Annotated in this window: 17 protein-coding genes; 8 read left to right on the top strand and 9 right to left on the bottom strand. The window is 70.4% G+C overall.

Annotated features, from left to right (window positions below):
• Nucleotides 1–4 precede the first annotated feature (4 nt).
• The 4 genes from BHS09_RS37890 to BHS09_RS37875 all read right to left on the bottom strand — a co-directional run bounded on the left by BHS09_RS37890 (nucleotide 5) and on the right by BHS09_RS37875 (nucleotide 3,578).
• Nucleotides 5–949, bottom strand: a complete 945-nt coding sequence (locus tag BHS09_RS37890; protein ID WP_140796176.1) for an ArsA-related P-loop ATPase — start codon at nucleotides 947–949, stop codon at nucleotides 5–7.
• Nucleotides 950–1,087: 138 nt separating this feature from the next.
• Complete coding sequence (gene rocD / locus BHS09_RS37885) at nucleotides 1,088–2,308, bottom strand: ornithine--oxo-acid transaminase (protein ID WP_140796175.1); 1,221 nt, start codon at nucleotides 2,306–2,308, stop codon at nucleotides 1,088–1,090.
• Nucleotides 2,309–2,441: 133 nt separating this feature from the next.
• A complete protein-coding gene (locus BHS09_RS37880) occupies nucleotides 2,442–3,125 on the bottom strand; it encodes a hypothetical protein (protein ID WP_090491242.1) in 684 nt (227 codons plus the stop codon).
• Nucleotides 3,126–3,269: 144 nt separating this feature from the next.
• A complete protein-coding gene (locus tag BHS09_RS37875) occupies nucleotides 3,270–3,578 on the bottom strand; it encodes a hypothetical protein (RefSeq protein ID WP_140796174.1) in 309 nt (102 codons plus the stop codon).
• Nucleotides 3,579–3,711: 133 nt separating this feature from the next.
• Between BHS09_RS37875 and BHS09_RS37870 the strand changes: the two genes are divergently transcribed.
• Together BHS09_RS37870 and BHS09_RS37865 are read left to right on the top strand one after the other, a co-directional pair.
• Nucleotides 3,712–4,662, top strand: a complete 951-nt coding sequence (locus tag BHS09_RS37870; protein WP_174259019.1) for a TFIIB-type zinc ribbon-containing protein — start codon at nucleotides 3,712–3,714, stop codon at nucleotides 4,660–4,662.
• On the top strand, nucleotides 4,659–5,630 hold the full coding sequence (locus BHS09_RS37865) for a TFIIB-type zinc ribbon-containing protein (RefSeq protein WP_140800511.1): 972 nt from the start codon (nucleotides 4,659–4,661) through the stop codon (nucleotides 5,628–5,630). The genes BHS09_RS37870 and BHS09_RS37865 overlap by 4 nt, the downstream gene beginning before the upstream one ends.
• Nucleotides 5,631–5,651: 21 nt before the next feature.
• Here BHS09_RS37865 and BHS09_RS37860 read toward each other — a convergent pair whose 3' ends face one another.
• Together BHS09_RS37860 and BHS09_RS37855 are read right to left on the bottom strand one after the other, a co-directional pair.
• Nucleotides 5,652–7,145, bottom strand: a complete 1,494-nt coding sequence (locus BHS09_RS37860) for a serine/threonine-protein kinase (RefSeq protein WP_174259018.1) — start codon at nucleotides 7,143–7,145, stop codon at nucleotides 5,652–5,654.
• 90 nt (nucleotides 7,146–7,235) lie between these two features.
• A complete protein-coding gene (locus BHS09_RS37855) occupies nucleotides 7,236–8,405 on the bottom strand; it encodes a serine/threonine-protein kinase (RefSeq protein WP_140800861.1) in 1,170 nt (389 codons plus the stop codon).
• Nucleotides 8,406–8,625: 220 nt separating this feature from the next.
• On the opposite strand from BHS09_RS37855, the gene BHS09_RS37850 reads away from it, so the two are divergent.
• Complete coding sequence (locus BHS09_RS37850) at nucleotides 8,626–9,078, top strand: helix-turn-helix domain-containing protein (protein WP_174260666.1); 453 nt, start codon at nucleotides 8,626–8,628, stop codon at nucleotides 9,076–9,078.
• A gap of 122 nt (nucleotides 9,079–9,200) precedes the next feature.
• On the opposite strand, the gene BHS09_RS37845 is transcribed toward BHS09_RS37850, so the two are convergent.
• The gene (locus tag BHS09_RS37845; protein ID WP_140796172.1) at nucleotides 9,201–10,832 is read right to left on the bottom strand and encodes a sensor histidine kinase; all 1,632 of its coding nucleotides are present in this window, start codon (nucleotides 10,830–10,832) and stop codon (nucleotides 9,201–9,203) included.
• Between the two features lie 380 nt (nucleotides 10,833–11,212).
• Between BHS09_RS37845 and BHS09_RS37840 the strand changes: the two genes are divergently transcribed.
• The 4 genes from BHS09_RS37840 (at nucleotide 11,213) to BHS09_RS37825 (ending at nucleotide 17,926) form a co-directional block, all read left to right on the top strand.
• On the top strand, nucleotides 11,213–12,850 hold the full coding sequence (locus BHS09_RS37840) for an NHL repeat-containing protein (RefSeq protein WP_237080078.1): 1,638 nt from the start codon (nucleotides 11,213–11,215) through the stop codon (nucleotides 12,848–12,850).
• A 155-nt stretch (nucleotides 12,851–13,005) separates the two neighbouring features.
• Nucleotides 13,006–13,383, top strand: a complete 378-nt coding sequence (locus BHS09_RS37835; protein WP_140800509.1) for a response regulator — start codon at nucleotides 13,006–13,008, stop codon at nucleotides 13,381–13,383.
• Nucleotides 13,380–15,908, top strand: coding sequence for an ATP-binding response regulator (locus BHS09_RS37830; protein ID WP_140800508.1), 2,529 nt, complete (start codon nucleotides 13,380–13,382; stop codon nucleotides 15,906–15,908). The genes BHS09_RS37835 and BHS09_RS37830 overlap by 4 nt, the downstream gene beginning before the upstream one ends.
• Entirely contained in the window at nucleotides 15,905–17,926 is a 2,022-nt protein-coding gene (locus tag BHS09_RS37825; protein WP_140800507.1) for a response regulator, read from the top strand. Before BHS09_RS37830 ends, BHS09_RS37825 begins: the two co-directional genes overlap by 4 nt.
• Nucleotides 17,927–17,935: 9 nt before the next feature.
• Here BHS09_RS37825 and BHS09_RS37820 read toward each other — a convergent pair whose 3' ends face one another.
• Complete coding sequence (locus BHS09_RS37820) at nucleotides 17,936–19,579, bottom strand: LVIVD repeat-containing protein (RefSeq protein WP_140800506.1); 1,644 nt, start codon at nucleotides 19,577–19,579, stop codon at nucleotides 17,936–17,938.
• A gap of 71 nt (nucleotides 19,580–19,650) precedes the next feature.
• Complete coding sequence (locus BHS09_RS37815; protein ID WP_140796167.1) at nucleotides 19,651–21,375, bottom strand: LVIVD repeat-containing protein; 1,725 nt, start codon at nucleotides 21,373–21,375, stop codon at nucleotides 19,651–19,653.
• A 293-nt stretch (nucleotides 21,376–21,668) separates the two neighbouring features.
• Here BHS09_RS37815 and truB point away from each other — a divergent pair, with 293 nt between their 5' ends.
• Complete coding sequence (gene truB, locus BHS09_RS37810) at nucleotides 21,669–22,577, top strand: tRNA pseudouridine(55) synthase TruB (protein ID WP_140800505.1); 909 nt, start codon at nucleotides 21,669–21,671, stop codon at nucleotides 22,575–22,577.
• Nucleotides 22,578–23,003: the final 426 nt, after the last annotated feature.

The following is a 23,003-nucleotide window of genomic DNA, read 5'->3' as shown; positions in this document are numbered from 1 at the left end:
TGGCTCACGGCAGGGCCTCCTGCCAGAGCGCGTGCTCCGGGTGAGGTGCGAAGCCCTCCGCCAGCGCCTCGACCAGCGCGGGGCCCGTGGCGTGGAGCTCTGGCAGGGTGAGCAGCGGCGCGCGCAGCGTGCGCGACAGCCGGACGAAGGCGGCCCGGGCCCGTTCCAGCCGCTCCAGCTCACGCCACCCCTGGTGCGGCCCGTGCGCGGCGAGCATCCGGCCCAGGGCGGCGCGGGACTCGGGCGTGAAGGGGTCCTCCGGCATCCGGTTGAGGACGGCCGCGGACAGCGGCAGCTCCAGCCGGCGCAGCTCGGCGGCCACGGTGAGCGCCTCGCTGACGGGCAGCGGCTCCGGCAGGCTGGTGAGGACCACCGCGGTGCGTTCCGCATCCTGGAGGAAGTCGAGCCCCTCCCGCACGTCGCGTCCGATGGGGCCCCCGGGCATCAGGGACAGCACGCGCTGGGGAAGGGCGGCCAGCGCCAGCGCGTGTCCCGTGGCGGGCAGGTCGACGACGGTCAGCGGGTGGACGAAGCGTCCATCCGGCCGGGTGCGCCGGAGCAGGGCCAGCAACTGGTACATCAGCCCCATCTCCCGGAGCGCGGGCCCTGCTTCCAGGAAGCGGCGCAGGGCGCGGGTGCGCAGCGCGGCGTCGGCCAGCCAGCGCGCGGGCAGGGCGCGCTCCAGGAAGTGCCGGTGCCCTACCGATGCGGACAGCCGCACGAAGTGGAGCCCGGGACGCACGCGCGTCACCTGCGGCCCCGCCTGGCGCACCCCAACGCGCGCCGCCAGGGGCGAAGGCCCGTCCTCCTCCGGCGCCAGCTCCGCCAGCAGCACGGTGCGGCCCGCGCGCGCGGCGGCTACGGCCAGCGCCGCCGCCAGCGTCGTCTTCCCCACGCCTCCCTTGCCCGATACGAGCAGCGCACGCCTGTCCCAGAGGGCTTCGAGCACCGGCCACCGTCCTGTCGCAGCGCCCCAGGCTGCGCGCTGTTCCCCACACGGTGTGGAAGGCGACACGCCAGGACAACCGCGGCCCTGGTGCGGCGGTCCCGGGCACGCGGCCGCTCGCGTGCCCGGGTGGCGCTGGGACTACAGCGCCTCGATGACCTTCTTGATGCGCTCGAAGGCCCAGTCCAATTCGGCCTGGGTGATGATGAGCGGCGGCGTGAGGCGGATGACGGAGTCGTGTGTCTCCTTGCAGAGCACGCCCTCCTTCATCAACGCCTCGCAGGTGGGCCGCGCGGAGATGTCCAGCGCCACGCCAATCATCAGCCCCCGGCCGCGCACCTCCACGATGTGGCGATTCTTCAGCGTCTTCAGCATGGCCAGGAACGACTTGCCCAACTCGGCGGAGCGCTCCACCAGGCGCTCGTCGCGCAGCACGTCCAGGGCGGTGCGCGCCACGGCGCAGCCCAGCGGATTGCCGCCGTAGGTGCTGCCGTGCTCGCCGGGCCGGAGCACGCCCATGACCTCGTCATCCGCCATGACGGCGGACACCGGATAGAAGCCGCCCGACAGCGCCTTGCCCACCACGATGACGTCCGGCCGCACGTCCTCATGCTGGAAGGCGAACGTCTTCCCGGTGCGCCCCAGGCCCGTCTGGATTTCATCCACCATGAACAGCACGCGGTGCTGCTTGCAGAGCTCGGCCACCTGCTTCAGGTAGCCGTCGCGCGGAATCAGCACGCCGGCCTCCGCCTGGATGGGCTCCATCAGGATGGCGCAGGTGTTGGGGGTGATGGCGCGCCGCACCGCCTCCACGTCGTCGTAGGGCACCACGGTGAAGCCGGGGGTGAAGGGGCCGAAGCCCTGCCGGTAGCTCCGCTCGGTGGAGAAGCTGATGAGGCTGATGGTGCGCCCGTGGAAGTTGTTCGCGAAGACGATGACCTCCGCCTTGTCCTCGGGGATGCCCTTGACGGTGTGGCCCCACTTGCGCGCCAGCTTGATGGCCGTCTCGCACGCCTCCGCGCCCGAGTTCATCGGCAGCGCGCGGCTCAATCCAGACAGCTCGCGCAGGGCCTTGTAGAGGTGGGGAAGCTGGTCGTTGCGGAAGGCCCGTGACGTCAGCGTCACCTTCGCGGCTTGCTCGCGCAGCGTCTCCAGGATGCGCGGGTGGCAGTGCCCCTGGTTCACCGCCGAGTACGCGCTCAGGCAGTCCAGGTACTTGCGGCCCTCCACGTCATGGACCCAGCAGCCCTCGCCCCGTTCGATGACGAGGTCCAGCGGATGGTAGTTGTGCGCGCCATACCGCTCCTCCAGGTCGATGAAGTCGCGCGTGGAGAGGGCGTGGGCGGCGTGCTCGGTGCTCATGGAACTCCCTGGGGTATCGGGTGGCGCGAAGCAGGACCATCGATTTCGATGAAGTCCTTCGACGTGTCCACCCTCGTAGTGTCCCAGGCGGTTGCTTCGTTGAGCACTGCACCCGAGCCCATGGCTCGCCGCGTCAGTGGACGGACCAGCGCTCCGCGATTTCCTCGCAGGCGAGCACCACGTCGCTCAGCCGCCGGATGTGGGCCCGCGGCGCGGTGAAGACCGTCCCCGCGAAGACGTCCACCACCTGGATGAGGCGGTGGTCACACGGGCCCAGCGGGCACAGGTGCTGCTCGGTGAAGCGCTGGAGCAGCGTGCCGATGTACTGCCCCGACCGTTCATCCAGTGGCTGGTGCTTGGAGAAGTACAGCTTCATCAGGCCCACGCGCGCGTTGCCATGTCTGTCCATGCGCTGGAGCACGACCTCCGGCCGCACGCTGATGGTGACGCCCGCCACCTCCAGCACGGGAGGCTCCGCGCCCACCGCGCTGATGAGCGTCTCCTCCAGGTCCAGCCAGGGCACCAGGTCCGCGAAGCGCTCGAGCGCCTCCGAGCACAACTGCAGCCGCTGCGCCTCGAACTCCGTCTGGGGCACGCTGCACGCGAAGCGGCGCTGGTGCTCGCGGAGGATGGACAGGTCCATGCCCCGGCAGAGGAAGTCCGTAATCGCATGCGACGCCTCCGGGTAGCGCAGATACTGCTGCTCCGGCGGGTGCTTCTGGTCGTGGATGATGCGCTTGCGACGCGCGGGCGTGGCGACGAGGTACTCGCCCAACTTGTTCACGGACACACGCGGCAGTTCACGGATTTCCGCCATGGAATCGCTCCCCCTGGGTGCTGGCGAATGAGCACACAGTACAGAGGGGGGCTGACACGCATTGGACGGCGTGAGTGCTTGAAATCAGGGAGCTGACGGGCCGCTCGGGAAGCCATGGCCTCCAGAGCGGCCCTTCGTGAGGGCTCACTCCCTCTGGGGTTCGCCCTCGGGGTAGGCGCTCCAGTAGGTGTCGGGCAATGGGTTGGTGCCGGCGTCGCTGCGCGGACCATCCCCGTCCCCAATCTCATCCAGGATGGCGCCGGGCGTGCGCTCCGTCGGGTCGATGGTGCGCATGCGATGCGTGTCTTCTGTCGACTCGGCGGCGTCCGCCAGGTCGCGCTTCGCTCCGTTCTCTTCTGTCTCCGGAGTGTATTGCCGCGGTTCCTCCGTACGGCCATAGTAATCCTCGGGTGGCTGGATGCCCGGCTGTTGATGCTTGTCGCGCTGAGCCATGATGGATTCCCTCCGTCACACTACGTTCGTGACGGGACAGGCCGGCGGCAACGGGCCAACGGGCACGCACGCCAGGAGGGTGGGCAGGCGGACGGGATGGACGTCCCTGGTCAGGTGCGCCAAGACTGACGGGATGGCCGAGCAATCCCAACAGACACCGTCCGCCGTGGCCGGACCGTTGCTCCACCTGGGGTGTCAGTCCTGCGGCGCGCGTCTGGTGCTGGAGCCCGCGCTGCGGACCACGCGCTGTCCCTACTGCGCCGCGCCTGCCGTGGTGGAGCGTCCTCCGGTACCCGGTGTGCCCGAGCCCGTCTTCGCGCTGGGCTTCGCGCTCACGCACATGGCGGCGAAGGAGCATGTGGCGCGGTGGTTGCGTTCGCGCAGCCGCTTCACGCGCTCGGGCATCCGCTCCGCCGCGCCGGGCGAGGTGCGAGGCGTGTACGTGCCCGCGTACCTCTACAGCGTGCTGGCGCAGGCGCGCTACCGCGCCTCCATTGGGGAGAACTACCAGGAGACGGAGACGTATAGGACGACGGAGAACGGAAAGACGGTGACGCGCACGCGCACCGTGACGCGCACGGAGTGGCGTTCGCTGGAGGGCGAGCTGGTCAGCTACGTGGCGGACGTGCTCGTCACCGCGTCCAAGGGGCTGGACAACGCGGAGCTGGAGGCGCTGGAGCCCTTCGACCTGCGCGGCCTGGCTCGCTACACCCCGGCGCTCATCTCCGGCTGGGTGGCGGAGGAGCCCTCGCTCACGTTGGCGCAGTGTCAGGAGCTGGCCCGGAAGGAAGCGGTGGAGCGCGTGGGCGGGCTGTTGTCGCGCTCCATGCCGGGGGACTCGCACCGGGGCCTGGAGCATCAGTCCCGGCTGGACTGGGAGGCGCTCGACGTGTGCCTGCTGCCCGTCTGGGTGCTGGCGGTGAAGTACGCGGAGGACGCGCCGCCGCTGCGGGTGCTCGTCAACGGGCAGACGGGGGCCGTCCATGGCGAGGCGCCCATCTCTTCATGGAAGGTGCTGTCCGCCTTGGTGGCGCTGCTGGCGGTGCTGGCCGTGGGCTGGCTGCTCACGGGAGGTGGGCGATGAGCGCCGAAGCGGTGTGGGTGGAGCCCTGTCAGCGCTGTGACTGCGCGCTGGAGGCGGAGGACCTGCGTTGCCCCATCTGCGGGCTGACGGCGCCGCCTCCGCCGCGTGCCGCGGTGGAGCGCGCGCGGGCCCGCGTGGTGCGGTGTGACAGCTGCGGCGCGGCGGTGGAGTACTCCGTGGAGGCGAAGGCGCCCCGGTGTGACTACTGCGGCTCCGTCACCCATGTGGAGACGACGGCGGACCCGGTGGAGCAGGCGCAGCACTGGCTCCCCTTCACCGTGGACACCGAGTCCGCGCGCGGCGCGCTGATGGGCTTCCTGGGGCGGGGCGGCTTCTTCCGGCCGTCCGGGCTGGCACAGGAGGCCTCGCTGGAGTCGCTGCGTCCGGTGTGGTGGCCGGCGTGGATGTTCGACGCGGGCGTGGACGTGAGCTGGACGGCGGACTCGAACGCGGGCTCGAGGCGGTCGGACTGGGCGCCGCACGCGGGCCGGACGCGCTTCGATTTCGAGGGCATCCCGGTGCCGGCCTCGCGCGGGTTGAAGGTGCGGGAGTGCGAGGCGTTGGCGCCCCACTATCAGCGAGGCTCCGGTCAGGACACGCCCCATGGGCCGGAGGGCGCGCACGTCGAGCGCTTCGAGGCCACGCGCTCGGGCGCCCGGCGGAGCGTGCTGGAGGCGGTGGAGCGCCTAGCCGGCGAGCGCCTCCAGCAGGGCGTCATTCCGGGCAGTCGCTTCCGGAACATCCACGTCGCCGTGGCGCTATTCAGCCTGCGCACCCAGCGGTTGGCCCTGCCCGTGTACGTGCTGGCTTACCGCTACCGCGACAAGCCGTACCGGGTGCTGGTGCACGGGCAGGATGAGCGGGTGGTGTTGGGCGAGGCGCCCATCTCCGCGTTGCGCGTGGTGGCGGTCATCGCCGTGACGCTGCTGGTGCTGGCGGGCGTGCTGTACGGCGCTGGTGTGCTGTAGCCCACCGTGACGCCACGCGCGTCACGGTGTGTCGGGCTCCTCAGGCGTCGTGGCCTCTGGGGCCGTGCCAGAGGGCTCCGGTGGGGAAGGCGGCTGGGATGAGGAGGCCTCGGGACGTGCCTCGTCCGGTGCCTCGGGGGCGGGCGGAGGCGGCGCCGTCTCCGCCACCGGAGTGGTGGGCGCTTCGAGGCCCGGATGCGAGCGTGCCTCCGTGTGGGCGCCGTCGAGCCGTGTCGCGAGCGCGGGAGCCTCCGTGGCGGCGTGCCGCGCGTCCGCTGCTGGCTCCACCGTCTGGGTGATGCGCGCCTCCAGCGTCAGCTCGGCCACCTGTGACAATCGGACCGCGGACCCCGCGGCTTCGCCCAGGGGCGTCTCGGACGAGGGCTCTCCGGCCAGGGCCGCTTCCTCCACCGTCAGCCCTTCCGGATGCAGCCCGCCCTCGAGCAGCTCCGCCTGGTTGCGCCGGACCGTCGCCTCCACGGCGGCCTGCTCCACCTCCTGCGCGATGGCCTGACGTCCCCGGTGGCCTCCCTGCGCATCCAGCCACGCACGCAGCGCCTCCGCCATCTCCGCGCCCGTCTGGAACCGCTCCGAGGGATTCTGCCGCAGCGCCCGCAGCAGGATGGCCCGCAGAGGCTCGGCGACACCCGCCGCCAATCGCTCCACCTGCTCCGGGCCCACCTGGGCCATCCGCGCCGCCACCTCCTTCACGGGCATCCACGTGGGCCCTTGCGCGTGAAGCTCCAGAGGCTCCGACTCCAGTACGGGCGCCAGGTCATCCACCATCAACGGGTGCCGGCCCGTCAGCAGCTCCAGCAGCACCAGTCCCAGTGAGAACAGGTCCGACCGGGCATCGACCTTCCGTCGCCGCAGTGCCTCGGGCGAGGCGTAGGCGATGTCACCCTTCACCAGCTCCCGGCTCGTCACCTCGCGCCCGGAGAGCGACGAGGCCGCCACCGTGAAGTTGGTCAGCTTCACCTCGCCATGGACGCCCACGCGGATGTTCCGCGGGCTCACGTCCCGGTGGACGATGTGCAGCGGCCGGCTCCACTCATCCGTGAGGCCGTGCGCATGGCTCAGCGCCTCCGCCACCTCCGCCGTCACGTGCGCCGCGAACTCCGCGGACAGGGGCCGCCGCCGCATGGCCGCCAGGTTCAACACCGTGTCCAGCGAACGCCCTTCCACGTACTCCATGACGATGTGAGGCGCGCCGCGGTAGAGCTTCAGCAGCATCACCTTGGCGATGGCGGGATGGTTGAGCCGGAACGTGAGGTCCACCTCCTCCACCAGCCGTCGCCGCTCAACGAAGGTGGCGGGGTTCCGCAGCCGCTTCACCACCACCGGGCCGCTCAGGCCATTGCGGTAGCGGCGCTGCGCCAGCATCAGCAGTTCCCCCGTGGAGCGCATCTCCAGCTTGCGGACGAACTCGAACACCGTGCCGGCCACGGTGAACAGCACGCGTGGTCTGCGCGGACCTCCAGGAAGCTCCTCCGTCGTCGTGTCAGGCGTCATCATGGGCTCATGGACCTCTGAGGTTGAATGAAAATGAATGGATTTCCCGGAGGGCCAGGCGCCCAGGCCCCTCCCAAGGAATGGCGCGCCGGCTCAGCGCCACGAGCGCAGCGTGGCCAGAAGCCGCTTCAGCGCGTCCCGCCACCGCCGCCACCCGGTGCTCGCGCGGACCTCCGTCAAGGCCCAGGGTGAGGTGGGCTCGGTGGGAGGCGCGAAGGAGGCTGGCGGGCGCGCTCGCTCCGGGACACGCATCCAGCGGCGCAGCTCGCGCGCCTCCTCGTCCCCGTCGAAGAACTCCAGCGCCTCCTCGGTGACGGCCTCCTCGGGAGCGAGGGGCGGAAACAGGTGCTCATCCCAGGCCGAGTCCGCGCCCGCCAGCGCCGCGTCCAGCGCATCGAACAGGGCCGCACCCGAGGGAGGCCGCCCCGCCGCGGAGGGCGACAGCAGGCGCGCCACGATGGCGTCCAGCGCCTTCGGGGCGCGCGGGTTGCGGACAGAGGGCGGGGGAAAGCCACCGGACTCGATGCTGGCCAGCAGCCCGGCGGGCGGCAGCTGCGCCGGATAGGGAAAGCTCCCGGTGAGCACCTCGTAGAGCACCAGCCCCAGCGAGTAGAGATCATCCGTGGGCGCGAACGCATAACGCGAGCCCGCCGGCCGAGGCTGGGCCCAGAAGCGCAGGGCCTCCGGGCTGCGATAGCTGGGCGTGCCCGGCGGCAGGGTGTCCTCGGTCAGCACGGGCGAGCACGCATGGTCCCCCGAGCCGAAGTCCACCAGCACCGGCTGTCCGTCCGACGCGCGGATGATGATGTTGTTGCCCTTGATGTCTCGGTGGAGCACGCCCGCGCGGTGGATGGCATCCAGCGTGAGCGCCAGCTGCTGGAACACCTGCACCGCGCGCCGGGGCGTGGGCTGCGCGGACAGGGCCCACTCGGACAGGGTGGGGCCCTCCACGTAGCCCATGATGAGGACCAGGTAGCCATCGCGCGCATCCGGCCACCGCCGGTAGCCCAGCAGCTCCACGACGTTGGGGTGCTCCAGTCGCATGAGGACGTGGACCTCCTTCCAGGTCCGCGCGTCCGCCCCGGGCGAGTCCTCCTCCGAGGGGCCCTGGAGCGCGAACTTCAGCGCCACCTGCCGGTGCGTCTCGGATTCGGCCAGGAAGATGGCGCCAAAGCCCCCGGTGGCCAGCCGCCGGACGATGCGGAAGGCCCCCACCTCCTCTGAGTCCTGGAGCATCAGCGGGTGCAGGTCCTCTCCCGGCATCACGGATGGACTCCCATAGGACCTTGGAGGTCCAATTCAGACGTGGTTCCAGCGGCTGTCATTGTGGGTGGCGTCATGATTCAACCTTGGAGGTCCATAGCATGACGTTTGCCCTTTGAGGTAGTGTCCTGACTTGGGAGGTAGGTTTCGGGGGAGGGGATGCGCCAGGGAGGCGATTGGAAACTTGCAGGACCCGGCGAGCGTGCGACCCTCGGCCGTCATGCGTGAGCCCGTCGACCACAAGCTGGCAGCCGTGCTGGGAGGTGCCGCGCGTGACGCCCGCCTGCGTCTGGGCCTCACCCAGGGCGACGTCGCCGAACGCATGGGCATGGCCATGGAGGTCTACAGCCGCCTGGAGCGCGGGAAGATGCTGCCCCGGACCCAGACGCTGCGCCGGCTGTGTGACGTGCTCCAGGTCTCCGCGGACACGCTGCTGGGCGTGGGCCGTCCCGACGGGGCGCCCGCCACGCCTCGCAAGACGGTGAAGGAAGACCCGGTGGAGCTGCGCCGCATGACGCGCAAGCTGCGGGAGCTCGAGCCCGGTCAGCTCCGCGCGGTGTCCCGGGTGGTGAACGCCGTCGTCACCGTGTTGCCTCAGCCGGTGGTTCCGGCGCCCGCCACCCCGGCGAAGCCCGCCGCGCGTGCGGCGCGCAAGCGCCGGGCGACGGGCTAGCGCTCAGCGCCCGGCTCAGATGAATCGCGCTGAGCGGGTTGCGAGCTGCTGCTCGAACTCCGCGCGTTGCCTTGCAGCACGCGCGCCGCCGCGCGGCACTTCCTCCACGGTCTGGGAGCGCTTCATGACGCCTTTTCCCGCGCCGCGCTCTCGCTGGACACCTGGCAGGGCAGGCGCACCGTGAAGGTGGCGCCCTGGCCCAGCGTGCTTCGCACGTCGATGGTTCCACCCATGGCCCGGACGTTCTGCCGCGTGACGTACAGCCCCAGCCCCAGTCCGCCATAGTGCCGCTCGGAGACGGCGCGCTCGAACTTCTCGAAGATGCGGCCCACCGCATCGAGGGGGATGCCAATGCCTTCGTCACGGACGCTGAACCAGGCGTGCTCCGCCGTCCTTCCGGCCTGCAGGTGAACGGGGTGACCCACGCCGTACTTCAGGGCGTTGGCGAGGAGGTTCGACACCGCCTGCTCCAGCCGCATCCGGTCCCACTGCCCCACCACCACCTCGTCCAACTCCGCCTGGATGGGCGTCCCGGTGCGCTGTGACTCGCCCTCGAAGCGCGCGGCCACCTCTTGGACCAGCGCTCCCAGGTCCACCGGCTCCGGCTCCAGGCGCAGCTGACCGCTGCTGATGAGCGTCACGTCCAGCAGCTCACCCACCAGTGTCGACAGCCGCTTCACCTGCCGCTGCATGACCTCCAGGTCCGCGGGCAGCCGCTCCAGCAGCTCCGGTCCGCGCCGCTCCTGGGCGGCCCGCGCCAGCGTCTGGAGTTTCAGGTTGAGCGGCGTCAGCGGCGTCTTGAGCTCGTGGCTGGCCACGGCGAGGAACTCGTCGCGCAGCCGGATGGCCTCGTCCATGGCGGTCAGCAGCCGCTCGCGGTCCTGCTCGACCTGCTTCCGCTCGGAGATGTCGATGACGGAGCCGATGTAGCCCAGGAACTCGCCGTCCAGCCCGAAGCGGGGGCTGGCCGAGTCGATGGCCCACCGGTACTCACCATCCTTGCGCCGCAGCCGGTAGTCGAGCCGGAAGGGGCTGCGCCGCGCATTGGCGCCGAGGAACACCGCCCCTGAATGCTCGGAGTCGTCGGGATGCACGGCCTTGAGCCAGCCGAAGCCCAGGCCTTCTGCCTCCGTCTGTCCGGTGAACTCGTACCAGGTCCGGCTGAGGTAGATGCAGCGGCCGGTGACGTCCGTCACCCACAGCATCACCGGCGCGTGGTCCGCCATGTTCCGGAAGCGGGCCTCGCTCTCCTGGCGCGCCCGTTGGGACGCCTTCTGCGCGGTGACCTCCCGCATGGTGACGAAGACCCGGTCGCTCCGCTCCCTCGACGGCCGGGTCAGGGTGAGCATCACCTCGATGCGGCGGCCTCCCAGGGTCTGGAGCTCGGTCTCCACCTCCAGCCGCGTGCCGCCTTCCCAGAACAGGAGGAGCTCGGCGGTGAAGGCCTTCGACGTCTCCGGAACGAAGACGCGGGACCGGGACACGGACAAGGTGCGAAGCACCTCATCCCGGGTACGCGCTTCGAGCAGGCGCACCGTGGCCTCGTTCACATCCACGACCTTCACCCACTCCGCGGCCTCCATCGCGAACCTGGGACGCGCCGCGAGCCAGGCACGCAGGTCCTGGACGCCGGAGGCACGCAGGCCGTCGAGCGCGGCCGAAACGGCGGTGAAGTCCTCCTCCCAGAGGGAGACATCCGCTCCGTTGAACAGCTCCTGGTAGCGCGCGTCTCCGGCTGTCTCGGCCCCCCCCAAATGTGTCTCCTCCGTACCCCAGCGCGGGTGTATTGAGTTAACAGCGCGGATGCGTCCGCCGCGTCACAAAGATTCTGGAGCCGCCAGGAGTCAACGAACAGGCGCCTTCCTGGCGGCTGACGGTCGAACGCCTTCCTGATGGGCCACGACGGACGCCCGTCCGTCCGCCCGCCTTCCGCGCCGGACCCGCCAAGGCGCGCTGGTTCCTGGGCGCCTCGTCCCCGTCTCCCACGGAGCCCGGGTGGTCGGGGCCACGCCGGGCTGCCTCCCGCCCGCCGGGCAATGACAGACGCATGCGCACCGTCCGCGCAGGCTCCATGCGGGGTGGGGCCAGGGTCGTCACTTGTCGCGCGGACATGGGCTCGCATAGAAGGTCGCGCATGCTTCGCAAGCCTTTGCTCGCCCTGCTGCTCAGCGCGTCTGTCCTTTCCGCCGCGTGCTCCGACGACGAACAGAAGCCAGCCGTGCTCATCATCGACCGGGAGGCGGTCGACTTCGGTGAGCTGGAGGTGGGCCAGACCTCCCCCGAGCACCTCTTCACCGTGCGCAATGCGTCTCCGTCGGCGGTGGAGTCCGTGTCCGTCAAGGTGGAGGGCAGCGGGTTCACCATCGCCGCCAACACCTGCGAGCGCTTCCTCGACGCGGGCATGGAGTGCGAGGTGCGGGTGCGGTTCTCGCCCCGGCTGGCGGGGCCGAGCGAGGCCCACCTCAAGGTAGAGGGCGCTCCCGACGTGGACAGTGCGGTCCTCAAGGGCATGGGCGTCGGCTATGTGGAGGTGCGGAGCCTGCCCGGTGCCGGAGCGCACGTGGTGGCCGAGGGGGACGGCTGGTCCTGCGGCGAGCCGTGCAAGGTGCCGGTCCGCAAGGCGCAGGTGACCCTCCGGACCGCGCCGGCGGGGTTTCCGACTTGGGGCGGGGACTGCACCGTGGTGGCGGGCGGCGGCTGCTCGCTCGTCATCGACGGGACGAAGGTCGTCTCCCTGCAGGGGTTCGCGCCCCTCCTGCAGTGGGAGGTGCGGCGGAGCTCCCATCCACGGAGCGTGGCGGTCATGCCCGACGGCGACATCCTCGTCCTGGAGGTCGGGCAGTTGCTGCGGCTCAGCGGCACCGGGCAGGTGCGCTGGTCGGTCTCCCTGAGCGGCGGGGTGGAGATGGCCTTGGACGGCCAGGGCAACAGCTACGTGGTGGACTTCTCCGGGCGAGTGACCCGGTACGACGCGGACGGGCAGGTGCTGTGGACCTCTTCAGGGTCCGCCGAGACTTCCAACTGGCCCGAGCTCGCGGTGAGCACCAGCGGGCACGTCTACGTGCTGTTGAGCCTGGGCAATCATGAGCTCGCGCGTCAGCTCAAGCTCATCGCCCTCTCACCGCAGGGTGCCGAGCGCTGGAGCCTGCTCTTCAATGAGGGCCAGTTCAACCACGCCTCCGGCCTGGCGGTGGATGCCCAGGGGGAGGTCTATCTGTCCGGCACCGTGTTCAACCGGAACGCGACGTCCGGGGAGTTGGTGTTCGTGAAGTCCTACCTCCGGAAGTACAGCGCCGAGGGCGCCATCCGGTGGGAGACGCAGGACGTCTGGAACCTCTTCGCCGTCAACGCAGAGGGCGCGACGAGCACCCTCTCCCCCAGCGGCGAGTCCACCGAGGGCTTCACTCAGCGGTGGATTGGCGCGAACGGGATGACGCAATGGAGCGCGGCGGTCCCGAACGGGCCGGGCGTGCTCACCCTGCAGACCTTCTCGCCCTCCGGCACGCTGCTCATCGGCGGGCACGAGCTCCTCGCGGGCGGAACGGAGATTGGCCGGGGCTGGTTCTCGGCGATGAACCTCACGACCCGCGCTCCCGGCCCGGTGACCTACGTCGAGGGGAGCACGGGGGCGGGAGGCCCGGTCCGTATCAGCGGCCTCGCGCTCACCCCAGCGGGCGATGTCGTGGTGACCGGCGGCTTCGGCGCCGTCACGGACCAGGGCGGGGGCTACATCCGAGGGTACGACGGGCGCGTGCTCGCGGGCGTGCCGTAGCGCCCTCACGGCGCGGGGGACCACGCCTCCACCTGCCGCTCCCCCAGTGAGAGCCGGGGTGGCTGGTAACGGACTGTTCCGTGAGACGGGCCAATTCCTGGCGTTGTTGCGGCCGCTTCCGGGCACTGCCGCCCTGGTAGAGTCCCGCCTCAGCCATGACGACCCTTCGCAAGGTGATGCTCGTTGACGATGAAGATGACATCCGCACCATCGGCAATCTCAGCCTCAGCCGTGTGGGGGGATGGCAGACGGTGCTCGCCGCGTCCGGCGCGGAGGCCCTGGAGAAGGCCCGCGCGGAGAAGCCCGACCTCATCTTGCTGGACGTGATGATGCCGGGCATGGATGGGCCCACCACCTTTGGCAGGCTGCGCGCCGAGGAGGCCACGGCGCACACGCCCATCATCTTCATGACGGCGAAAATCCAGAAGCAGGAGGTCGCGCGCTACCTGGAGCTGGGCGCGTTGGGCGTCATCGGGAAGCCCTTCGACCCGATGACGTTGCCCCAGGAGATTCGCAAGCTGGTGCCAGGGTGAGTCAGGGGCTTCGCCTCTCCCGCCGCTCGGGCGTGTTGGCGGCGGGCGCGCTGCTGCTCTTGTGCGGCCTGTTCGCCATGGGCCGTCCGTGGGCCACCTCCGACAATGACCGCTACCGCAGCGCGCTGCGGCACCTGCGCGTGGCCAGCGGCGATTTGGAGATGGACGTGCTGCGCGAACGCATGGGCCTGCGCACGCTCCACGGTTCGGACCCGGAGGACTTCGCCGCGCTGAGGGCTCGCGCGGACGCGCTGCGGCAGTTCCCCTCCTTCCTGTCCGCCATGGACCGGCGCACGATGAACGCGGCGCTGGACCTGTTCGTCAGCGCGCTGGAGGAGAGCGCCGCGCTGCTGGAGCGAGCCCACGCCGCGGACGCGCGGGGTGAGAAGGAAGAGGCGGACGCGGCTGTCCAGGCCCTGTTGGAGGGCACCGCCAGCACGCGGGCGGACCGCCTCATCAGCACCTACCTGGAGCTCTACGAGCGCACGCAGGAGCGCAACGAGCGCTCGCGCATCATCTTCTTCATCGTCTCGCTGGCGCTGGTGGCCTACGTGCTGGTGGTGATGGTGCGGCTGTCGCGGGCCACCGCCGACCTGGCCGCGCTCAACACGGATTTGGAGCGGCGGGTAGAGGAACGCACCAAGGCCTTGTCCGCCGCCAACGAGGGGCTGCGCGCCAGCGAGGCACGCAAGGCCGCGATTCTGGAGGCCTCTCCGGACGGCATCCTCCTGCTGGACGGCGGCGGGGACTTGCTGGAGCTGAACCCCTCGGCGCAGAAGACCTTCCAGGTGGTCGCCGCAGACGTGGTGGGCCGCAACTTCCTCTCCGTGGCGCTCCCGGAGGAGCTGCCGGACGGTGCCCGCCAGAAGGTGCTGGCCGCGGGGTGGAACACCGCGTCGGGGCAGGCCACGCGGCTGGAGTCCCCGTGCCTGCGCATGGATGGCAGCACCTTCCCCGCGGAGCTGACCATCGTCCGCGTGCCCGGAGACGGCCCGCCTCGCTACACCGTCTTCGTTCGCGACATCACCGAGCGCAAGGCGGTGGAGCGGATGAAGAACGAGTTCATCTCCACCGTCAGCCATGAGCTGCGCACGCCACTCACCTCCATCCGTGGCTCCCTGGGCCTGCTGGAGGGCGGCATCGTGGGCGATATTCCGCCCCAGGCGCTGGACATGGTGCGCATCGCCCGCACCAACACCGAACGCCTCATCCGGCTCATCAACGACATCCTCGACCTGGAGAAGATGGAGGCGGGCAAGCTGGAGCTGAAGGTCTCCACGCCGGAATGCGCGGACCTGGTGGAGTCCACCTTCGCGGGCGTCCGGGGCATGGCGGACGGCGCGGGTGTATCGCTCCACGCCGAGGTGACGGGCACGCCACAGGTGAAGGCGGACCGGGACCGGCTGGTGCAGGTGCTCACCAACCTGGTGTCCAACGCGGTGAAGTTCTCCCCGCAGGGCGCGGGGGTGACGGTGCGCGTGGGGGAAGAGGCGGACGGGCGGGTGCGTTTCAGTGTGGTGGACCAGGGCCCCGGCATCTCCCAGGAGCAGCGTGCGCGCCTCTTCGGCCGCTTCCAGCAGCTGGACAGCTCGGATACACGCTCCAAGGGGGGCACGGGTCTGGGGCTGGCCATCTCCCAGTCCATCGTGGAGCAGCACGGCAGCCGCATCTCCGTGGAGAGCGAGGAGGGCCGGGGCTCCACCTTCACCTTCACGCTGGAGTCGGCCCGGCCCGCGTCCGTCACGTCGCCGCCCGTCATCCCCGAGGACGCGTCCCGCCATGAGGTGCTGGTGACCACCGCGGACGCGGAATTGGCGTCGCTGCTGGGCGGGCTCCTCGCGCACGAAGGCTACCGCGTGCTGCGCGCCACCAGTCTCATCGAGGCGGCGAAGCACCTGGACACGTCCCTGCCGGACGCGCTGGTGGTGGACATGCAGCTTCCGGAAGGGCACGCGCTGGACTGGGTGCGGCGCCTGCGCGAACAGCCGCGCACGCACGAGCTGCCGGTGTTGGCGTTGTCCGGCCGCTCGGACGAAGCGGAGGGCGTTCCGCACTGGGTGGACTGGATGCCCCGGCCGCTGGAGGAGTCACGGCTGCTCAAGTCGCTGCGCTACGCCACTCGGCAGCCGGGCCAGGCGCGCGTGCTGGTGGTGGATGACGACGCCAGCACCCGGCGCACGCTGTGCGCGCAGATGGAGCGGCTGGGCGTGCAGGTCTTCGAGGCGGCGGACGGCGAGAGCGCGGTGGAGCTCGCGCGCGAGACGACACCGGACCTCATCGTCCTGGACGTCGGCCTGCCGCGCCTGGACGGCTTCGAGGTCGTCGACATCCTCCGTCAGGGCAAGGGCCGCGCCACGCCGCTCATCGTCTTCACTGGCCGGGATTTGACGCGCATGGATGAGCGGCAGCTCACCCTGGGCATCACCCGGCACTTCACCAAGTCGCGCGCCTCTGAAGAGGAGCTGGTCTCCTCCGTGCGTGACCTCCTCAACGGCCTGCTGGCGAGAAAGGCACACCCCTCATGAACAGCAGGACGCTCCTGTTCCTGGAGGACGACAAGGATTTGCAGTCCCTGGTGGGCACCTTCCTGCGTGAGAAGGGCTACCGCGTGGAGCCCGCGCGCAGCGCGGCGGAGGCGCAGGCCGTGTTGGCGCGCGTGCCGGTGGACGCCGCCATCGTGGACGGCCTGCTGCCGGGGATGACGGGCGCGGACTTCATCCGTGAGTTGCGCAAGACGCAGCCCAAGCTGCCCATCCTCTTCGCCTCCGCCTTCTGGAAGGATTTGAAGAGCCACGAGCTGCTGACGCGGCAGCTGGGCGTGGTGCGCATCATCCACAAGCCCTACAAGCCGGAGGAGCTGCTCGTCTGGGTGAACCAGCTCTTCCCCGCGCCCGCTCTGCCGCCTCCACCGCCGCCCGAGGCGCTGGAGGAGGCGGAGGAAGTGGACGTGGAGGTGGACGACCTGGCCGCCAGCCTGGCGTCGCTCAACGCGGAGTACGGCGCCCGGCTGAAGGAGAAGGTGGCGGCGCTGGAGGCGCTGCTCGTCCGCGGGCGCGGAGGTGACGCGGCGGCGCTGGAGGAGGCCTACACGGTTGTCCACAAGTTGCACGGCACCGCGGGCAGCTACGGCTTCGCGGAGGTGAGCATCCGGGCGGGCCAGCTGGAGGCGGTGCTGCTGCCGGCTCGGGCCGGGGCGCCCGTGGATGTGGCGGCGCTGGACGCGTCCTTCCGCACGCTGGCCGCCGCGGCCTCCGTTCCGGTGAAGCCCGCCGCCGCGCCGCCGCAATCCTCCGAGGGTGTGCTGCTGGTGGTGGACGAGGACGCGAAGCTGCTGGCCGAAGCGGAGCGCATGGGGCGACAGGTGGGCGTGGGCGTGGTGACGGCGCGCACGGCGGACGCGGCGTGTGAGGTGGCGCGGCGGCAGTGGGTGGATGGTGTGCTGGTCCACCTGGACCTGGGCGGTCCACTGGGCGGCCTGGCCGTGGCGCATGCGCTGCGCGCGGAGGAGAGCCTGCCCGTGCTGCCGCTGGCCGTCACGGGTGCCCGGGACGTGCTGGAGGAACGGGTGGCGGCGGCGCACGCGGGGGCGTCCCTCTTCCTGCCACGGCCCTTCACCGCGCGGGACTTCTCCGCTGCGGCCGAGCGCATGGTGGCGGCGCGCCGCCCGGAGCGCGCGCGGGTGATGGTGGTGGATGACGACCCGGACGCCATCGCCGCGCTGACGCAGGCCCTGGCCAGCGACCAGATTGAGGTGGTGGGGCTGAACGACGCGCACGGGCTGATGGAGGCGCTGGCGCAGCACCGGCCGGACCTGCTGCTGTTGGACGTGCAGATGCCGGGGCCCAGCGGCTTCGACCTGTGCCGGATTCTGCGCTCCACGCCGGAGTGGCAGGAGTTGCCGGTGTTGCTGATTACCGCGCACCTGGGGCTGGAGTTCCGGCTGGCGGCCTTCCAGGCGGGGGCGGATGACTACCTCTCCAAGCCGGTGCTGCGCGAGGAGCTGCGCGCGCGCGTGCAGGCCCGGCTGGAGCGCACGCGCCTGTCGCGCGAGCGGGCGGAGCGGGACGGGCTGACGGGCCTGCTGCTGCGCCGGCCCTTCCTGGACGGGCTCCGTGCCCGGTTGGCCGAGTCACGGCGCCAGGGAAAGCCGCTGGCGTTGTGCTTCCTGGACGTGGACCACTTCAAGCAGGTGCATGACCGCTACGGCCACCTGGCGGGCGACCGCGTGTTGATGTGGTTGGGCCGGCTGCTGGGCGCGCGCTTCCGCCGCGAGGACGTGCGGGGCCGCTGGGGTGGGGAGGAGTTCGTGGTGGGGCTCTTGGGGGAGGGCGCGGGCAGCGCCTCGGAAATCCTCGCCCGCACCGCGGCGGAGCTGTCGGAGATGACCTTCGACGGCGACACCGGCGAGCCCTTCCACGTCACCTTTAGCGCGGGCATCGCGGTGTCACCGGGGGACGGCGACACGGTGGAGGCGCTGCTGCGGACCGCGGATGCGCGGTTGCTACGCGCGAAGGAGAACGGCCGCAACCGCATCGAGGCGTGAGCTCCAGGGCTACGGCTCGTTGAAGATGAGCAGCCCGCGCGACGTGTCCACGACGTAGATGCGGCCGTCCCCCGGCACGCGGATGCCGATGGCGCCGTCGGTCAGCTTGTCTGTCCGGTTCGGGTCTGACTCGCGGAAGGTGTTGTAGTACGCGATCTCGCGAGGCTGCGAGGGATTGGACACGTCCAATACGCGCACACCCTCATGGTAGTACGCGACGTAGAGCCGCGTGCCCACCAGCAGCATGTTGTGGACGGAGGTGAGGCCGCGCAGCCGGTACTCGCCAATCTTCACGATGTTCGCCGGGTCGGTGACGTCCAGCACGCGGATATGGGAGCCCATGGTCTCGCCGCCCTCGAAGGCCACGGTGCGGCCATTGAAGGTACCCACCGCGTTGGCGTGGCTGAAGGCATGGGGATAGGTGTATCGGCCGAGCAACTCCGGCGTCTCGCCGTCCAGCCCTGCGATGAGGAAGCCATCGTCGAGGTGGTTGATGTAGAGGCGCCCCTCATACGCGAAGGCGTCATGCGGATAGCCCGCACTTCTGGGATACGTGAAGCGGGTGAGGAGCTGAGGCTCCAGTGGTTGGGTGATGTCGAAGATGATCGTCTGCTTGTGGGATGGCGACATGGCATAGAGCCGGTTTCCATCCACGAAGAGGGTGTGCACGTCGACTGGGCCGCCACCGCTCGGGTGGTTGCGCACGAAGGCGGGCAACCGCGGGTCGGCCAGGTCGAACACGAGCAGGCCGGAGCGAGCGCTGCCGACGTAGAGCGCATTGTCTCGAGCCCACACGGCATTCCAGTAGTCGCTATGGCCGAATCGGATGACCGTCTGCTGGACGGGAATGTAGGGATTGCTCACGTTGAAGACGGCGAGGCCGCCGCCGACTCCTCGCCGGTCGATGGCCACGACATAGGCGTGGCCGTGGGTGACATACACGTCCACAGGCGTGTCCAGGCCCACGGGCATTTCGGACAGGAGCTGGAGGTTGGCGGACTCGGGCTCGCCCTCTCGCCACGTCATGCGCTCGGCGCGGAAGCTACCGCTATGGCGCAGGGTGCTGCCTCGGCACCAGAGAACGCAGCCGGTGAGGCTCCGTGGACCCTGGGCGTGACAGCCGATGAATGTGTAGCGGTCCTGGAGATTGGTTTGGCTCGTGGGTCCGGAGGAGATGAAGAACCGCTCGCCATTCATGGTGGCTGCATGGGGATTGCGCCCCATGACGGACATGGGCTGGCCCGAGGCATCGAACTGGAAACCACCGTTCTCCGGGAGGACTTGTACGGTGCCGGGCTGTACCTGGGTCTCGTACCGGATTTCCGCGCGGTAGATGGCGCCCTGCCGCTCCAGGCCCGCGAGCGAGCCGAAGTCACAGTCTGGCATCACCAGTGTCTCCGGCGCGTTGCACGCCGCTTGGGACGTCTGCGCGGGACAAGACTCGAAGGCCCCGGGGTCCACCCATTCCCCCATCTCCGGAAGCACCGCCCAGGGGCCGGTATACGCCGGCGGCTCGGGAGGCGGCGTGGGGGGCGGGGGCTCCGACGAAGAACAGGCGGACAACGACACGGCGCAAACGAGCGTCAGCAACGGGCATGCGATACGAACAGACATGAGGTGCAGCCTCTGGAGGAGGAGAATGGGCGCCCGCATCGTTCCGCGGACGCCCTGTGTTCAGCATGTGAGGCCATCGCGAGCGCCGCGAAGAGGCGCCCCCGGTTGGCTCACGGCTCGTTGAAGATGAGCAGCCCGCGCGACGTGTCCACGACGTAGACGTACCCATCTCCGGGCAGGCGGATGCCAATGGCGCCCTCGAAGGCGCCGCCCGCCCGGTGCGGGTCCGTCTCCCTGAAGGTGTTGAAGTGCGCCACCTGCCGGGGCTGGGTGGGGTTGGCCACGTCCAGCACGCGCACGCCCTCGTGGTACCAGGCGACGTACAGCCGCTCGCCCTTGAGAATCATGTTGTGGATGGAAGTGGAGTACCGCATGCGGTGCTCGCCAATCTTCACGATGCTCGCCGGGTCGGTGACGTCCAGCACTCGCAGGTGCGAACCCGGAAACTCGCCGCCCTCGAAGGCGATGGTGCGGCCCGCGAAGGTGCCCACCGCGCTGTGGTGCGCGAAGCCACCGAACCCCGGGTAGAAGTACTGCCCCAGGTGCTGCACGTTCTCCAGGTCGCTGACGTCCACGATGGAGTAACCGCCGGAGGCGTTGCTGATGTAGAGGCGGCCCTCGTACGCGAAGAAGTCATGGGGCCCGCCGAGCGAGTACATCTCCGGCAGGGTGATGACCTGCCGCAGGACGGGCGCCAGCGGCGTGCTGATGTCGTAGACGCGGGTGCTGCCCACGAAGTCGGTGATGTCGGACGCATACAGACGGTCCCCATCCACCAGGACGGTGTGCACGTTGGTGTAGCCGTTGCCCGGCAGGGTGAGGACGAACTCCGGTGACCCCGGGTTGGAGATGTCGAAAACGGAGACGCCGGTGTCGGCGCTGGCGACATACAGCGCGTCGCCCTTCGCCCACACGCCGTTCCAATACGAGTCGCCCGGCAGGCTGATGGATGTCTTGAAGAAGGGATGCGCCGGGTCGCTCACGTCGAAGACGGTGAGCCCGCCGAAGCGGCCGGCCTCGTCGGTGGACACCACGTAGGCGTGGCCCTGGGTGACGTAGACATCCACCGGCACGCCCAGGTCCACGAAGTACTCGGCGACGAGCTGCATCCCGCCGGACGACTCGGCTTCGCCGCGCCGCTCCGCCCGCTCGGCCTCGAAGGTGCCCATGCTCCGGGAGGAGGACCGGGGCGTCTCAGTGCAACGGACATAGCAGCCGGTGATGACGTCGGGCCTGGGCGTCTCACAGCCCGCCACCGAGACGACGCGCTCTCCGGTGTAGGGATTCGACTGTCTGCCGGAGAGGAAGAATGTGCCGCCGGTCGTCATCCGCGTGGTGACGGGAATGCCCATGACCTTGTCGGGCCCCCCATCCGCGAAGAGCTGGAAGGCGGCGCTGCCCGGCGTGACGGACGTGCCCCCATCCGCGAGCAGCCTCTCCGACCGCCCGTCGCCCACATAGATGCCGTGTTGCTCCACCGCGGCGAGCTGGTCCGCATTGCAGGACGACATGTCGAAGTTCGCCGGATCCGCGCAGGCCTCGAGGCTGGGGTTCTCCACGGTGAAGCGGCACGCGGAGAACGCGCCCCGGTCAATCCAGTCGCCCGGGTCGTCCAGCACGGTGTAGCCCCCGTCCCAGGGCGCCTCGGGACCCGCGTCCGTCCCGGCGTCCTCGGTGCCCGCGTCCTCGGAACCCGCGTCCGTGCCGGAGTCCGTGGGGTGCTGCCCAGCGTCGGGAACGGGCGGAGGCGGGTCGTCATCACAGCCGGTGGTGGCGGACAACAGCAGGGTCAGGGCGGACAGCAGGGCCCAGCCCGGGCGAAGCGGGGACGTCATGGAGACACTCCTCATGGGGTAATGCGAGGCACTGCGGGGATGGCCGTCCTGCACCTGCACGCAGGCATACGCCTGTCATGGCGTTCGCGATTCGAGATGATTGCCAGATGAATGCCAAAGGACGGGCAATGCAGCGGTTGCTTGTTTGGGGCGGGAAATGGTCCTGGCCTTGCAGGCGCGCGGCGCCCCGGCGCACGGCATGAAGTGTCTTTCATTGCGGACGCGGCGGGGGCGCGACCTTCCGCCACCGCACTCCCGGCCAGGGTAGGGTGGGAGGCCACAGGAGGGTCGCGGTGGGAGGGAAACTGAGTCCGGGCATCTACCGGGTCCACAAGCCGGTGGGCGCCACGAGCTTCTCGGTGGTGCAGCGGTTCATGGAGGAGGCGAAGGCCGCGCAGCCGGGCAAGCGGATACCGGTGTGCCACGGCGGGACGCTGGACCCCTTCGCGGAAGGGCTGCTGCTGGTGCTGGTGGGGCAGGCGCCGCGCCTGTTCGAGCTGCTGCACGCCGTGCCCAAGGTCTACGAGGCGGAGGTCGTCTGGGGCACGGAGACGGACACGGGGGACCTGCACGGCCGGCCCGTCCTCCAGGGAGACACGGGGGCGCTGACGCCCGAGGCCCTGGACGCGGCGCTGGCGTCCTTCGTGGGCTGGCGGGAACAGGTGCCTCCGGCCACCAGCGCGAAGAAGGTGGGGGGCGAGCCCGCCTACCGGAAGGCGCACCGGGGAGAAGCCGTGGAGCTGCCGCCCTCGCGCGTGTACCTGCACGCGGTGCGCTGGCTGTCCCACGACCTGCCGCGCGCCAGCCGCCTGTGGCTGAGCTGCCGCGGGGGCTACTACGTGCGCTCGCTGGCCCGCGACGTGGGGCGCGCGCTGGGCTGCGGGGCGCACCTGTCCACCCTGCGGCGCACGGCGATTGGCCCGTGGGAGGACCCGGGGCTGGAGCAACGGGTGTGGCTGCACGGACGCGAGCTGCTGCCCTGGGCCCGCGTGCGGACGCTCACGGACGCGGAGGTGGGCGAGCTGCGCCGCGAGCGCCCCATCCCCGCGAGCGGCCTTCAGCCCGCGGACTGGAAGCTGCCCCCCGGTTTCCCGGACCCGGAGGCGCCGGTGCGAGGCTTCCACCAGGGCCGCCTCACCTTCCTGCTGCGGGAGCGTGACGGCGCGCTCTGGAGCGAACTGGAGCTGCGCGGAGGGCTGTAGGCCCGCGCGCTGGAAGCCCCGCCCCGCCGTTGCCAAGGTGTCACGCGCTCCGCCCGGGATGGGCCACCGGTGACAAGAGTCACCACCTGGGGGCCATCCCGGTGATGACGGTTGTCACCGGTGATGACAGTTGTCACCACCCCGCACGGCCCCGTGAGAAGGGCACCCGAATTCATAACCCACTGAAAAGACTCGGGACGCCCAAGTGGGCCCACCGGGACCGGTGTGTGGCACGCCACGCGCAATAGGACAGGACATCACGCTCCAACACGGAGCGGGGCTCGAAGCACGGGGGGCCTGGCCGGGGGGCCAGGCGCTGGGGGGCGAACCTCCCGAGCGAACGAGTCAGTCGGACCTGGAGGACTTGAATGCGCGAGCGGAAGCCGGTTCGGGGGAACCGGGATGCGACCGGGGGGACGCAACGCT

The organism is Myxococcus xanthus, assembly GCF_006402735.1.
GTDB lineage: Bacteria > Myxococcota > Myxococcia > Myxococcales > Myxococcaceae > Myxococcus > Myxococcus xanthus_A.
Note: the sequence above shows the minus strand (reverse complement) of the source record. Positions and strands in the feature narration are given on the sequence as shown.

Bases quoted from the DNA above. Each gene is read 5' to 3' on its own strand.
- rocD (WP_140796175.1), bottom strand. From the start codon at position 2,308: ATGAGCACCGAGCACGCCGCCCACGCCCTCTCCACGCGCGACTTCATC.
- BHS09_RS37880 (WP_090491242.1), bottom strand. From the start codon at position 3,125: ATGGCGGAAATCCGTGAACTGCCGCGTGTGTCCGTGAACAAGTTGGGC.
- BHS09_RS37875 (WP_140796174.1), bottom strand. From the start codon at position 3,578: ATGGCTCAGCGCGACAAGCATCAACAGCCGGGCATCCAGCCACCCGAG.
- BHS09_RS37870 (WP_174259019.1), top strand. From the start codon at position 3,712: ATGGCCGAGCAATCCCAACAGACACCGTCCGCCGTGGCCGGACCGTTG.
- BHS09_RS37865 (WP_140800511.1), top strand. From the start codon at position 4,659: ATGAGCGCCGAAGCGGTGTGGGTGGAGCCCTGTCAGCGCTGTGACTGC.
- BHS09_RS37860 (WP_174259018.1), bottom strand. From the start codon at position 7,145: ATGATGACGCCTGACACGACGACGGAGGAGCTTCCTGGAGGTCCGCGC.
- BHS09_RS37855 (WP_140800861.1), bottom strand. From the start codon at position 8,405: ATGCCGGGAGAGGACCTGCACCCGCTGATGCTCCAGGACTCAGAGGAG.
- BHS09_RS37850 (WP_174260666.1), top strand. From the start codon at position 8,626: ATGCGTGAGCCCGTCGACCACAAGCTGGCAGCCGTGCTGGGAGGTGCC.
- BHS09_RS37840 (WP_237080078.1), top strand. From the start codon at position 11,213: ATGCTTCGCAAGCCTTTGCTCGCCCTGCTGCTCAGCGCGTCTGTCCTT.
- BHS09_RS37835 (WP_140800509.1), top strand. From the start codon at position 13,006: ATGACGACCCTTCGCAAGGTGATGCTCGTTGACGATGAAGATGACATC.
- BHS09_RS37825 (WP_140800507.1), top strand. From the start codon at position 15,905: ATGAACAGCAGGACGCTCCTGTTCCTGGAGGACGACAAGGATTTGCAG.
- BHS09_RS37820 (WP_140800506.1), bottom strand. From the start codon at position 19,579: ATGCGGGCGCCCATTCTCCTCCTCCAGAGGCTGCACCTCATGTCTGTT.
- BHS09_RS37815 (WP_140796167.1), bottom strand. From the start codon at position 21,375: ATGACGTCCCCGCTTCGCCCGGGCTGGGCCCTGCTGTCCGCCCTGACC.